The organism is Bradyrhizobium sp. AUGA SZCCT0431 (assembly GCF_018131065.1).
Lineage (GTDB): Bacteria > Pseudomonadota > Alphaproteobacteria > Rhizobiales > Xanthobacteraceae > Bradyrhizobium.
This window is the reverse complement of the sequence record NZ_JAFCLR010000051.1, coordinates 20,097-32,627: the sequence shown is the minus strand read 5'-3', so window position 1 is coordinate 32,627 and position 12,531 is coordinate 20,097. Positions and strand designations below refer to the sequence as shown.

Sequence of the window (12,531 nt, the reverse complement as noted above, 5' to 3'; positions counted from 1 at the left end):
AGATGAGGACATCATGAACATCATCCGCAACATCCGCACCCCGATCATGCACCGCGCGGTCGAGGCCAACGGATTCGTCTTTGTCGGCGGCACGATCGCCGACGACACCAGCGTCTCGATGGGCGAGCAGACCCGCAACATCCTCGGCAAGATCGCCGGCTATCTGAAAGAGGCGGGCACGGATCGATCGCGCGTCGTCAGCGCCTCGATCTTTGTGACGGATCTCTCCAGGAAAAAGGAGATGGACGCGGCCTGGACCGAATTCTTCGGCGACAATTTGCCGGCGCGCGCCACCGTCGGCGTGGCCGATCTCGGTGGCGGTGCCTTGATTGAGGTCGTGGTCACCGCGCTCAAGGGCTGACGCGGGCATTTCCCTCTCGTTTCACCAGCTGACCGGTGAAACGAAGGGGACCGTGCGGGGTGCGGCTATTCTTCCGCGGGGCCGGCGAGGCTGCGACGGAGGCGCTGGGTTTCGCGCCACGTCTCATGAGCCTGTTTGCCAAACCGAGCGAGCCTGGTTGCGACCTGCATGATGATGAGTGTGACCATGGCTATCGCCCCGCTCTGGAGAACAGGCGATCAATTTGGCGCTCGGCATCATCAGACAGGTTTTGCAGCCCGTGGTCGGTAACGTACGTCTCAACGGCGCGGGCAGCCCGTCGCTCATTGGATTCGATACGAGCGCGCAACAATCTTGCAAAAAATGAAGTTTTTTCGGTCGGGGCAGAAAGCCAGGCCCCAGTGGTTAGAACATTCGCCATTAGAATGGCTCCTTTTCGGAGTTGTCCTTGGGGCGAATTTCCTTCCTGATTCCTACATAGATATTGCAGCGCACAAATGCGAGGTCAAAAAGCGCGCATCAGGCATCAATTTTTGCCGCATCGGACGAGTGACGGATGCGCGTCTGACGACGCCAATCCGGTCAGCGGCACAAGGTTAACGGCGGGTTAACTTCCGGCCGGCATTCCCAATCGGCCGATGCCCGGAAATTTCAGCGCCGGCCGGCGAACATCGAATCCCAGCACTGCGCCGAGGAAATTGATTTCGAAGCCTTCGACCCATCCGATGGTGAGGCCGAGATAACCTCCGAGCGACGCAAAAACGCCGGTACCGGAAGCCGTCAGTCCGAATGACTTGCCCTCGTAGGGATAGTCTTTTCCGATCGCGGTGGGCGGCAGCACAGCCATCAGTTCGGGGACCGCGTTGAGGACGGCCTGCACGAAGGTGTTGGAGTTCGGACCCGGCCACGGGCTGTAGTCGCCATAGGCCCGGAATCGATAATTTTCGACGACGTGACGGATCTTGGGAATGAGGCGACTTGCTTCCTCGCCATCGACCGCGACGATGGTTTCGGGGGTGGCGCCGAACCAGCGCGCATCGGCCGCGAAGCCGTTGGTCCGAATCGGCTCGCCCCAGGCGGTGTAGTCATAGCGGGTGTAGGTCGCGGCGTTCTGCTCTTTGACAACGATCCAGGTGTGGATCGCGAAGATCGACTTCCATCGCAGCGTGCGCGCGCCATAAACGCGAATGACCGCATCGGGATGGCGGGATGCCTCGGGCAAGAGCCCGGCGCTGGAGCGGTCCGCCGTCTGCCAGCCGCCGCGCGGTTCGTCGGACCAATAGCGGGCCGCCGATACACCGATCGGGAAAAAAACCAACGACAGAAAGATGATGACGGGTTTGATCAAGGGGCGGCGGGAGTGATTGATATGGAAACAACGATCCCTGATATAGTTCGACTTTCTGTTTGCGCCAGTTTCTGGCCGTGGCCTTATGAAGGAGGCGCTGCTCGCAAGGGAGACTGGCGCGATCCATCGGGAGGCGTCAGCCAGCGCACCGATGATCCGGCGCGCTGGCTTGAGCGCTGCTCCGCGGCTTGCTACCCGAGCTTGGTCGCCGAGCGGGACAGCAGTTTCCAGTCCGATCCTTGCTTCTGCCAGTTCATCAGGATGTGGAGGTTGGTGGAGCTCTTCTTGCCGTCGGCGACGGCTTCCTGCTCGCCGAGCCACTGGAACCGGACGATCGCGGCCGGGCCGACGACGCGGATCGCGGGGTCTTTATAGGTCAGCGACAGCCACTTCGATTTTCCGCTGGTCGCGCCGGCGATGAAGGCCGCCTTGTCCTCGACCCGGCCATCCGAGTGGCTGTAGCTGAGTTCGGCTGCGCAGAGAGCGGCGAGCCCCTCGGCGTTGGCGGCGGCCTGCGCGGTGCGGAAGGCCTCGAGGTTCTTGGCGACCGCATCTTCATCGGCGCCGGCGAAGGCTGGCATCACGCCGAGAAGTCCGATGGCGAGTACCGGTAACGCAAGCTGACGACGATCGATGTCCATGGATTTCCTCCGTTGTTATGTTTTGAGACCGTGCGTTGTTTTCTGCTGGCCGGGACTCGCGATCGGGGCAGGATCCGGCCTACGGACGCACGCGGTTGCGGTTTCCGCAGGACCGATTGAAACACAGGGTTGTGTCTTCTGAAAGTATTATCAGCGGTGTGCGCTGCGAGAGGGAACGAAGTCGCTCCCGTAGCCCACGCCAGGTTTGCAATCTTGGTGCTTGCAATCTGGCGAGCGTCAGCTTCAGCCGAGCAAAGGCTTTCGAGCAGTACTGCGTGTAGTCGCAAAATTCTGCCGCCATGCAGATCAGAATCAGACCAGCACCGTCGGCTTGGGTGGGTGGGCGGTGCGGGGATGATGATCGTGCAGGTAGGTTGCGAGCGTATTTGCAATGATGCCGTCATCGACGGCAGCCGCGAACAACATTTCCTGGGCGTCGCGCGACAGCTCCGGCCACACCTTCAGCGCTGCGTGACCCAGCAGCGCGGCGAACTTGTTTTCGTCCATCTCAAATCCTCACGCGGTACCGGAAACCGGGCGCGCCGAAGGCCGCAGATTTCTCTGCGGCCTCGACTTGCGAAACTGAAATCCTACCAGCGCGGTCCGGCGCCAAATCCAACACCGACTCCGCCGGGTCCCACGCCGATACCGACGCTCGGGCCGTCATTGTAATAGCCGCGGCGTTCGATGTATCGCTCACGCGGAGCGTAATAATTGTAGCTGTCGCCGTATTCGCGTTGAATGACGACGCGGCGGCCGCCACGGGTACGGTAGCATTGGCCATACTCGTCGCAGACCATTCTGACATGTTCGATGCCGTTATCCGGCATCACGGTAATGCCATTCGAGAGCGGTGCGGCCGTTGCGCCGGTAGCGAGCAGCGTGCCGGCGCCAATCGCGAGCACTACGATCAATTTCTTCATGACTGAACTCCTTCAGGTCGATGACCACCAACCCCACCGCCTACCGAATGTTCCCGGATTTGGAATGTTCCCGGCCACGCGACGTTGGCACTGCGGAAATGGGAACCCGGCAGCCTCGGGCTCGTTTATCCGGGACGCCCCGCGCTGCCCGAGTATCGGTACATTCATCGCGAAAACCGGACCTATCTTGTCGATCCGGGCGAGCGAATGGTGATCGAGGAAATCGATTGACGGCATTCGGATTGGAAGGCGGCCTTCGGGCCGCCTTTCTCACATCGGGTGCGCTCGCCGATCAGTTTATGACGGCCGCCAGGCCTGCACCGCCCGACGGGCGCCCAATTCGTAGAGCTTCGCCAGCTCGCGCGTCACGGCGTCGCGCAGGCGGGGGTCGTTTCCAAATTCACCGAAGATCGAACCAATGTCGAGCAAAGCAGGCGCCAGCCGATCTGCGACGGGGCCGGCTTTTTCGGCGATCGCGGCCAGTTCCGCCGCGAGGGGATCGCGCACGTCGATCGCCTGTCCCTTTTCATCGCTCGCCGTGACGTAGCGCATCCAGCCTGCGACGGCGAGCGCATGCGTATCAATCGGCAAGCCCTGCCGCAGCCGGTCCTGCATCGTGCCGAGCAGCCGCTGCGGCAGTTTCTGCGATCCGTCCATCGCGATCTGCCAGGTGCGGTGACGCAGGGCTGGGTTGGCAAAGCGCTCGAGAAGCGAGGCGCTGTATCCCGCCAGGTCAGTCCCCTCGGGCATCGAAAGCGTCACGGCGGATTCTTGCATCACGCCATGGGCGAACGCCGCAAAACGATCGTCGGTCATCGCAGCGGCAATGGTCTCATGGCCCGCGAGATAGCCGAGATAGGCCAGCGCCGAATGGCTGGCGTTGAGCAGCCGCAGCTTCATGTGTTCGAACGGCGTCACGTCAGTGACGAGCTGCACGCCGGCGCGGGCGAAATCGGGGCGGCCGGCCGGAAAATTGTCTTCGACGATCCACTGCGTGAACGGCTCTGATATCACGGGCCATGCGTCGGTCATGCCGAGTTCGGACGAGACTGCCGCGCGATCGGCGTCGGTGGTCTCGGGGACAATACGGTCGACCATCGTTGACGGGCAGGCGACGTGATCGGCGACCCACTTTCCGAACTCCGGTGAGCGCAGGTGAGCGAACTGCGTCAGGATCCGTTTCACGGTATGGCCGTTGGCCGAAAGATTGTCGCAGGAGAGAACGGTGAAGGGCGCGATGTCAGCCGCGCGGCGGCGCGCCAACGCGGCCACGATGAATCCCGGAGCCGATCGCGGTGCATCCGGGTTTGCAAGGTCGTGGACAATATCGGGATGGTCAGCGTTGAGTTCGCCGGTCTGCGGCGTGTGGCAATAGCCTTTCTCGGTGATCGTCAGCGAGACAATGCGCGTGGCGGGATCAGCCATGCGCGCGATCAATTGCGCGGGATTGCTTTTGGCGACTTCCGTCTGCAGCACCGAGCCGATGATCCGGTGTTCAGTGCCCGCGCCGGAGCGAACGGCAACCGCATAGAGACAATCCTGCGGGGCGAGGGCGTCGTAGGTGTCCGAACTTCGAAGGCTGGCGCCGATGATTCCCCAATCCGTCGGGCCGTTTGCGAGCAGGTCGTCGATCACGACCGCCTGGTGCGCACGGTGGAAGGCGCCGATTCCGAGATGGACGATGCCGGATGTGACGCGTGCGCGGTCGTAACCGGGGCGGCGGATATGGCCGGGAAGCCGGGCGAGGCTGGCGTTCGAGAGGCGCAAATCGGCCTCCTTGCGGTTGGAATGGCGGAATTTTCGCCATTCGCCTTGACATAGCGCGCCCGTAAGGTCAATCTTTGGTCAATTGGTAAGGCCAATTTACCGATTAGTTGGTTTGGCTTTGACCAGCCGATTGGCCAGAGCCAACCAGAAAAGAATCGATCCACGAGGTCGTTCGGAGGAAACCAGCGTGCCGTTAGAGGCAGTGGAAGCGCGACGCCTATATCGCCAGGTTGCCGATCAGCTGCGCGCCTTGATCGACAGCGGCGAATATGCCGTCGGCTCCAGGCTCCCGACCGAACGCGATATCGCCGAACAACTGAAGGTCTCCCGTCCCACCGTACGCGAAGCGCTGATCGCGCTCGAAGTCGAAGGACGTGTTCGCATTCGTGTCGGCTCCGGAATCTATGTCAGCGACCCGGCCGCGCTTGCCACGCCTTTGCCGGCCTCCGCAATGATCGAAGGGCCGTTCGAGCTGCTCCGCGCCCGCGAATTCATCGAAGGCGCCATCGCCGAGCAGGCGGCGAGGGTGGCGAAGCCGGAGGATATCGCGCGCATCGACGCCTCGCTGCTGGCGATGGCAAACACCCAGCATCCCGGCGACGCCTCGATGATCCACGACCGCGCCTTCCATGTCGCGGTGGCGGGTAGTCTCGATAACGCCGTGCTGGTTCGCGTCGTCGGCGAACTGTTCGACCAGCGGCTCAATCCCTATTTCGCCAAGCTGGCGCATTATTTCGAGAACCCGGAATCCTGGGGCGCTGCGCTCGCCGAGCATCAGGCGATCCGCGATGCCATCGCCGCCCGCGATCCCGACGCCGCGCGCCTTGCCATGCGCGAGCATCTGGCGCGTTCGCAGGAACGCTTTGCACAAAATTTTGGAGCCGAGGCAACATCGCCTCGCGCGCAGGCCGGGAGCGGCTGATCACGCATTCGAACGGTTCGGCCAAAAAGGCCGAAGCGGTTGAGTAAGAAAATCAAATGTAACAACGGAGGAGAGATTTCATGTTGAAGAAATTGACAATTGTATTGGCGGCTTCCGCTGCCGCGCTTGTAGCCGCCACCAGCGCCGGCATGGCGCAGACCAAGCTCAAATGGGCGCACGTCTATGAGACGTCGGAGCCGTTCCACACCGCGTCGGTGTGGGCCGCGCAGGAGATCGGCAAACGCACCAACGGCCGCTATGCGATCGACGTCTATCCGGCCTCGCAGCTCGGCAAGGAAGCCGACATCAACCAGGGCCTTTCGCTGGGCTCGGTCGACATCATCATCTCGGGCTCCAGCTTTGCGGCCAAGAGCTTCCCGCCGATCGGCGTGACCTACTATCCCTACACTTTCCGCGATGCCGATCATCTTTTGGCCTACACCAAGAGCGATGTCTTCAAGGATCTCACCAAGGGTTATGAAGACAAGACCGGCCACCGCATCGTGGCGGTGACCTATTACGGCGTGCGTCATACCTCGTCGAACCGCCCGATCAAGGCCTGCGCGGACATGAAGGGCCTCAAGATACGCGTGCCCGACGTGCCGGCGTATCTGGCGATGCCGCGCGCCTGCGGCGCCAACACCGCGCCGATCGCCTTCGCCGAGGTTTACCTGGCGCTGCAGAACGGCACCGTGGAAGCCCAGGAAAATCCGCTCACCACCATCGAGGCGAAGAAGTTCTACGAGGTGCAGAAGCACATCGTGCTGACCGGTCACATCGTCGACCACCTCAACACGATCATTTCCGGCGGGCTCTGGAAGAAGCTCAGCGAAGAGGATCGCAAGATCTTCACCGAAGTGACCCAGGAAGCCGCTGCCAAGGCAACCGGCGAGATCAAGGTCAACGAGGCCAAGCTGGTCGATTTCTTCAAGCAGAAGGGTCTCACCGTCACCGAGGTCGACAAGGCCGCGTTCCGTGACACCGTGATCAAGACCACGAGCTTTGAAAGCTTCGACTACCGCAAGGCCGACTGGGATCGCATCCAGGCGGTGAAGTAAACCGACGGGCTTTTGCCTCTGTCCGCTGCGGTCTTCGTGGCGGGCAGGGGCGAGCCACCTCAGGCCAGTTTGGAAAGAAAGCCCAACTCCATGGCTGAAGTGCACAAGCAGATCACGGCGGAGGAGATCGCCCATACGTTCGAGGACGAGGCGCCGAAGGGCGCCGACCTCCGTCCGTATGCGTTCGAGGACTGGCTGGCGCTGGTGATCTTCTGGATCATGGCGCTGTGCGTCTTCCTGCAGTTCTTCACCCGCTACGTCCTCAACGACAGCTACGCCTGGACCGAGGAGATCGCGACCTATTGCCTGATCGGCGTGGTGTTTATCGGCTCGTCGATGTGCGTGCGGCTGTCGCGGCACATCCAGGTCGACCTGGTGTTCCGTTATCTGCCGCATTCGGTGGCGCGCGGGCTCTCGACCGTGATCGACCTGATCCGGATCGCTTTCTTCGGCTATGCGATCAAGCTGGTCTGGGTCTACATCCAGATCATCGGCGAAGAGCGGATGACGACGATCAAGATTGAAAAAGGCTTTGTCTATTACGGCGTGCTGCTCGGCTTCGTGCTGATGTTCGGCCGGTCGATCCAGATCGCGATCGAAAACTGGCGGCGCGGCTATTCGATACTGGAGCGCCCCGGCGCGTTCGACGGGACGGAAGGGTAGGGCGATGCTGCTGCTGCTTGGGGCATTTCTGCTGTTGATGCTGGTCGGCCTTCCCGTCGCGCTGGCGATGGCGGTGTCGTCATTGCTGTATATTCTTGTCACCGGCATCACGCCCGACGTGACGCTGGCGCAGCGCATGATCGCGGGCGTCGAGAGTTTTCCGCTGCTCGCGGTTCCCTTCTTCATCCTCGCCGGCAATCTGATGAACATCGCCGGCGTCACCGGCCGCATCTACAGCTTTGCGGTCGCGCTGGTGGGCTGGATGCGCGGCGGCCTCGGCCACGTCAACATCGTCGGCTCGGTGATCTTTTCCGGCATGTCCGGCACCGCGATCGCCGATGCCGCTGGCCTCGGCACCATCGAAATCAAGGCGATGAAGGACCATGGCTATTCGACGGAGTTTTCGGTCGGCGTGACCGCCGCGTCCGCGACACTTGGCCCGATCATCCCGCCGTCGTTGCCGTTCGTGATCTACGGCATGATGGCGAACGTCTCGATCGGCGCGCTGTTCCTTGGCGGCCTCATTCCGGGCGTCGTCATGACCTTGATGATGATGGCGACGGTCGCCTATTTCGCCCACAAGAACGGCTGGGGCAGCGATACGCCGTTCTCCTGGCGGCAGATCGGCTCGGCCGGGCTCGAGATCGTGGTCGTGCTGTGCTTTCCGCTCGCGGTCTGGCTGCTGGTGCTCGCCGGGCTCTCGGTCAACATGGCTGTTGGCATCGGGCTCGTGGCGCTGCTGGCGCTCGACTGGTACTTTGATTTCTCCGCCGTGATGGCGCTGATGGCGCCGGTTATCCTGATCGGCGGCATGACGCTCGGCTGGTTCACACCGACGGAGGCTGCGGTCGCCGCCGTGATCTGGTCGCTGTTCCTGGGGCTGGTGCGCTATCGCTCGATGACGTTGCAGACCGTGGCGAAGGCGACATTCGATACCATCGAGACCACGGCATCGGTGCTGTTCATCGTGACCGCGGCCTCGATCTTCGCCTGGCTGCTGACGGTGTCGCAGGCCGCGCAGATCCTGACCGACGCGATACTGGGGATCACCCAGAACAAATGGGTGTTCCTGCTGCTGGCGAACATCCTGATCCTGTTCGTCGGCTGCTTCATCGACACCATCGCCGCGATCACCATCCTGGTGCCGATCCTGCTGCCGATCGTCCTGAAGCTGGGCATCGATCCGATTCACTTCGGGCTGATCATGACGCTCAACCTGATGATCGGCCTGCTGCACCCGCCGCTTGGCATGGTGCTGTTCGTGCTCGCCCGCGTCGCCAAGCTCTCGGTCGAGCGCACGACGATGGCGATCCTCCCCTGGCTGGTGCCGCTGCTGCTGGCGCTCATCGCCATCACCTACATCCCGGAGCTGACGCTCTGGCTGCCGAAATATATGGGACTTGCAAAATGACATTGATGGCTTTGGCTGCAACACTGTTTGGCCCCGAGGACCTGCGCATGGTCGAGCGGCCGCTCGATCCGTTGGCGTCAGGCATGGTGCGGATTCGTTTCGGCGCCGGCGGCATCTGCGGCTCCGACATGCATTATTACCGCCATGCCCGCACCGGCGATTTCGTCGTCACCTCGCCTCTGGTGCTCGGCCATGAGATCGCGGGCGAAGTCGTCGAGATCTCGGGCAGCGCGCCCGGCCTGAAGACCGGCGATCGCGTCGCCGTCAATCCCTCGCGCTGGTGCGGCCACTGCACGCCGTGCCGCGAGGGCCGGCTGAACCTGTGCGAAAACATCTTCTTCATGGGCTCGGCTTCCAAGACGCCGCATATGCAGGGCGGGTTTTCCAGCCTGTTCGACGCCATTCCCGCGCAATGCGTCAAGATTCCGGACCATGTGACGTACCAGGCGGCGGCACTGGCCGAGCCGCTCGCAGTCTGCCTGCACGCGGTCGCCCGCGCCGGCGATGTCAGCGGAAAACGCGCGGTGCTGTTCGGCTCGGGCCCCATTGGTCTGCTGACAATGCTGGCCGCGCGCCGCGCCGGCATTGCCGAAGTCACCGTCGTCGATATCGCCGCCGCGCCATTGGCGTTCGCAACGCGGCTCGGCGCCAACCACGTCATCGACATCTCCAAGGGCGATGAAGCCCTGAAGGCTGTCGCGCCTTACGACGTGGCGTTTGAAGTTTCCGGCACGGCGGCGGGTCTCGCGAGCGCGATCGGCGCGGTCAGGCGCGGCGGTGTCGTTGTCCAGATCGGCAATCTGCCAGGCGGGCAAATTCCAATGCCTGCGAACGCTGTCATGGCCAAGGAGATCGATCTGCGCGGCTCGTTCCGCTTCGGGCCGGAATTCATGACCGCGGTCGAATTGATTTCCGACGGCAGCGTCGATGTGCTGTCGCTGGTGACCGCCGAACGTCCGCTGTCGGTCGCACCCGATGCGGTTCGCCTCGCGCTCGACCGCTCGCAGAGCGTCAAGGTCGTGCTGACGGCGCAGTGACCGGAAGATATTCAGGAGATTTCCCATGATGCTGCAGGGATGGCGGTGGTACGGGCCGGACGATCCGGTGTCGCTCGACGATATCCGCCAGGCCGGCGCCACCGACGTGGTGACAGCGCTGCATCAGGTGCCGATCGGCGAAGCCTGGACGCGCGCCGGCGTCGAGGAACGCAAGCACATCATCGAGAAAAGCCAGCCCGACCGATCGCAGCTGACCTGGTCGGTGGTGGAATCGATTCCGATCCCCGACGACGTCAAGCGGCTCGGCGGTAAGGCAACGCGTTCGATCGAGGCGTGGATCGCGAGCCTGGAGGCGGTGGCCTCCGCCGGGATCAAGATCGTCTGCTACAATTTCATGCCTGTCGTGGACTGGTGCCGCACCGATCTGGAATGGGAGCTGCCGAACGGCGCCAAGGCGATGCGCTTCGACCAGGAACGGTTCGCGGCGTTCGATCTGCACATCCTGCAGCGCCCGGAAGCGGCGGCCGAATATTCGGAAAGCGCGCGCGCCCGTGCCAAGCAGCTTCACGCCGGGATGACGCAGGCCGATATCGATGTCCTCGTCACCAACATCGCCAGCGCCTTGCCGGGATCGACCACCGATCCCCTGACCATTCCGCAGTTCCGCGACCGCTTGCAGCAATATAGCGGCATCACCACCGCCGTGCTGCGCCAGCATCTGATCGAGTTTCTCGCGCGCGTCACGCCCGTTGCTGAGCAGCTTGGCGTGACGCTGACGCTGCACCCGGACGATCCGCCGCGGCCCCTGTTCGGCCTGCCGCGCATCGCTTCATCGGCAGAAGACTACCAGGCGCTGTTCGACGCGGTTCCGTCCAAGGCGAACGGCATCTGCTTCTGCACCGGCTCGCTCGGCGTACGTGCGCAGAACGATCTGCCGGCGATCGCAAGACAATTTGCGCCGCGGATCGGGTTTGCACATTTGCGGGCGACCAAGCGCGAGGCCGACGGCCTGTCGTTCTTCGAATCCGACCATCTCGATGGCGACGTCGACATGATCGCGGTTCTCAAGGCGTTGCTGACCGAAAACCGGAAACGTTCGGCAGGTGAAAAAATCATATTCCGGCCGGACCACGGCCATCGCATGCTCGACGATCTCGCCGAGACCAAGCGCACCAATCCCGGCTACACCGCGATCGGCCGGCTGCGTGGGCTGGCCGAACTGCGCGGCGCCATCCGCGCCATCGAGCACGCGGGCTGATCGCCCCAGAACCATCGCGCGATCAAACAGTTCCCGCTTGGTCGATCTCAACTGCTGATTGGCCCGACACAAACCCTCTATCCCGGCTTGACGGTTGCGGCGATCATTCTCCGCAAGCCGCGGCCTGCTTTTGGCCAGCCCTACGGGCTGGCGCCGTGCGACGGGTCAGGCCATGTTAGGCGAAATGGACCGGAGCGCGTGACGGGGATGAAACCTTTGTGGTGCGGCAGCCCATATGCTCGGCCCGCCATCGGGCGTGGCAGATGAAGGGCGCTGGCAAAACCAAAATGGGCCTGCGGAAGGCGGCTTCGGCGGCGCAGTTCGATTGCGCGACGGCGTTCCAGAAAATCGCGCTGGACTGCGTCGGCAAGGTCAGGCTGCATCACAGCAGCGCCTGCGCCGGCGATGCCGAAGCCGTGCATCAGATTCGTGTCGCCATTACCCGGCTGCGGTCCGCCGTGTTCTTCTTCGCTTCGATCGTGGTCGATGCGGAATGGCGGCGCCTGAAGAAGGAGCTTGCATGGCTGAACGGCTCGCTCGGCGCCGCGCGCGACAGCGACGTGGTCGTGGAATATGCACGCCGCAAACGGTACCGGGACTGGGCGCAACGCATGATCGGCGAGGATCTCGATGCGCATCAGACGCGCGATCATCGCCGGATGGTTCGCTGCCTGCGTTCCCCGCGATTTCATGACCTGATCGAGGCGATGTCCGGCTGGATCGGGGGCGGGTCATGGCTGCCGCGTTGGGAGCGGATGCTGCGCCGCAAGTCCGCAAGGCCGCTGAAGGCCTATTGCAAGCGCGAGCTCAATCGCTGGCGCCGGCGGCTGATCCGCAAAGGCCGGCGGCTCAAAACCCTCGGCGCATCAGATCGTCACCGGCTGCGGATCAGGGCGAAGCGATTTCGCTACATGCTGGAGGCGCTGACGGGCATCGTCCCGGTGTTCGGCGACGGCGAATTCCGCCACGTCCACAAGCCGGCGAAACAGCTGCAACGCACGCTTGGCGATCTTCGCGATCTCAAGCGCTTCGCAAGGCCCGGACTGTCGGCTCAAGGCGATAATCCCGGCCAACACCGGCCACCGGGCTATCGCCGGCAACGGCAAAAGTTGCGGAGCGCCGCGATATCAGCCTATCGCGGTCTCAAGGAAGCAGGGGCATGCTGACCGGCGCTTGACCCGGATCAAGCGAAAATCGCGGAG

At 62.9% G+C, this 12,531-nt stretch carries 14 protein-coding genes; 8 read left to right on the top strand and 6 right to left on the bottom strand.

Annotation, left to right across the window (positions count from 1 at the left end):
• Positions 1–13: 13 nt before the first annotated feature.
• Positions 14–361, top strand: a complete 348-nt coding sequence (locus JQ567_RS33385; RefSeq protein ID WP_212442755.1) for a RidA family protein — start codon at positions 14–16, stop codon at positions 359–361.
• A gap of 190 nt (positions 362–551) precedes the next feature.
• Here JQ567_RS33385 and JQ567_RS33380 read toward each other — a convergent pair whose 3' ends face one another.
• The 6 genes from JQ567_RS33380 to JQ567_RS33355 all read right to left on the bottom strand — a co-directional run bounded on the left by JQ567_RS33380 (position 552) and on the right by JQ567_RS33355 (position 5,019).
• Complete coding sequence (locus JQ567_RS33380) at positions 552–761, bottom strand: hypothetical protein (RefSeq protein ID WP_212442754.1); 210 nt, start codon at positions 759–761, stop codon at positions 552–554.
• Between the two features lie 186 nt (positions 762–947).
• A complete protein-coding gene (locus JQ567_RS33375; protein ID WP_212442753.1) occupies positions 948–1,688 on the bottom strand; it encodes a DUF3750 domain-containing protein in 741 nt (246 codons plus the stop codon).
• A gap of 191 nt (positions 1,689–1,879) precedes the next feature.
• On the bottom strand, positions 1,880–2,329 hold the full coding sequence (locus JQ567_RS33370) for a nuclear transport factor 2 family protein (RefSeq protein WP_212442752.1): 450 nt from the start codon (positions 2,327–2,329) through the stop codon (positions 1,880–1,882).
• A 312-nt stretch (positions 2,330–2,641) separates the two neighbouring features.
• A complete protein-coding gene (locus JQ567_RS33365; protein ID WP_212442751.1) occupies positions 2,642–2,836 on the bottom strand; it encodes a hypothetical protein in 195 nt (64 codons plus the stop codon).
• A gap of 83 nt (positions 2,837–2,919) precedes the next feature.
• Positions 2,920–3,252, bottom strand: a complete 333-nt coding sequence (locus JQ567_RS33360; protein ID WP_212442750.1) for a hypothetical protein — start codon at positions 3,250–3,252, stop codon at positions 2,920–2,922.
• 297 nt (positions 3,253–3,549) lie between these two features.
• Positions 3,550–5,019: a mannitol dehydrogenase family protein gene (locus JQ567_RS33355; RefSeq protein ID WP_212442749.1), complete on the bottom strand. Its 1,470-nt coding sequence runs from the start codon at positions 5,017–5,019 to the stop codon at positions 3,550–3,552.
• Positions 5,020–5,206: 187 nt separating this feature from the next.
• Between JQ567_RS33355 and JQ567_RS33350 the strand changes: the two genes are divergently transcribed.
• The 7 genes from JQ567_RS33350 (at position 5,207) to JQ567_RS33320 (ending at position 12,495) form a co-directional block, all read left to right on the top strand.
• Positions 5,207–5,941 carry a FadR/GntR family transcriptional regulator gene (locus tag JQ567_RS33350; protein WP_212442748.1) on the top strand — a complete coding sequence of 245 codons (735 nt, stop codon included), beginning with the start codon at positions 5,207–5,209 and terminating at the stop codon, positions 5,939–5,941.
• An 80-nt stretch (positions 5,942–6,021) separates the two neighbouring features.
• Complete coding sequence (locus JQ567_RS33345; protein ID WP_212001978.1) at positions 6,022–6,999, top strand: sialic acid TRAP transporter substrate-binding protein SiaP; 978 nt, start codon at positions 6,022–6,024, stop codon at positions 6,997–6,999.
• A gap of 90 nt (positions 7,000–7,089) precedes the next feature.
• Positions 7,090–7,662 carry a TRAP transporter small permease gene (locus JQ567_RS33340; RefSeq protein WP_212442747.1) on the top strand — a complete coding sequence of 191 codons (573 nt, stop codon included), beginning with the start codon at positions 7,090–7,092 and terminating at the stop codon, positions 7,660–7,662.
• A 4-nt stretch (positions 7,663–7,666) separates the two neighbouring features.
• A complete protein-coding gene (locus JQ567_RS33335; RefSeq protein WP_212442746.1) occupies positions 7,667–9,073 on the top strand; it encodes a TRAP transporter large permease in 1,407 nt (468 codons plus the stop codon).
• A complete protein-coding gene (locus tag JQ567_RS33330) occupies positions 9,070–10,110 on the top strand; it encodes an L-idonate 5-dehydrogenase (protein WP_212442745.1) in 1,041 nt (346 codons plus the stop codon). The genes JQ567_RS33335 and JQ567_RS33330 overlap by 4 nt, the downstream gene beginning before the upstream one ends.
• A gap of 28 nt (positions 10,111–10,138) precedes the next feature.
• Complete coding sequence (uxuA, locus tag JQ567_RS33325; RefSeq protein ID WP_212442773.1) at positions 10,139–11,329, top strand: mannonate dehydratase; 1,191 nt, start codon at positions 10,139–10,141, stop codon at positions 11,327–11,329.
• A 263-nt stretch (positions 11,330–11,592) separates the two neighbouring features.
• Positions 11,593–12,495 carry a CHAD domain-containing protein gene (locus JQ567_RS33320; protein ID WP_212442744.1) on the top strand — a complete coding sequence of 301 codons (903 nt, stop codon included), beginning with the start codon at positions 11,593–11,595 and terminating at the stop codon, positions 12,493–12,495.
• Positions 12,496–12,531: the final 36 nt, after the last annotated feature.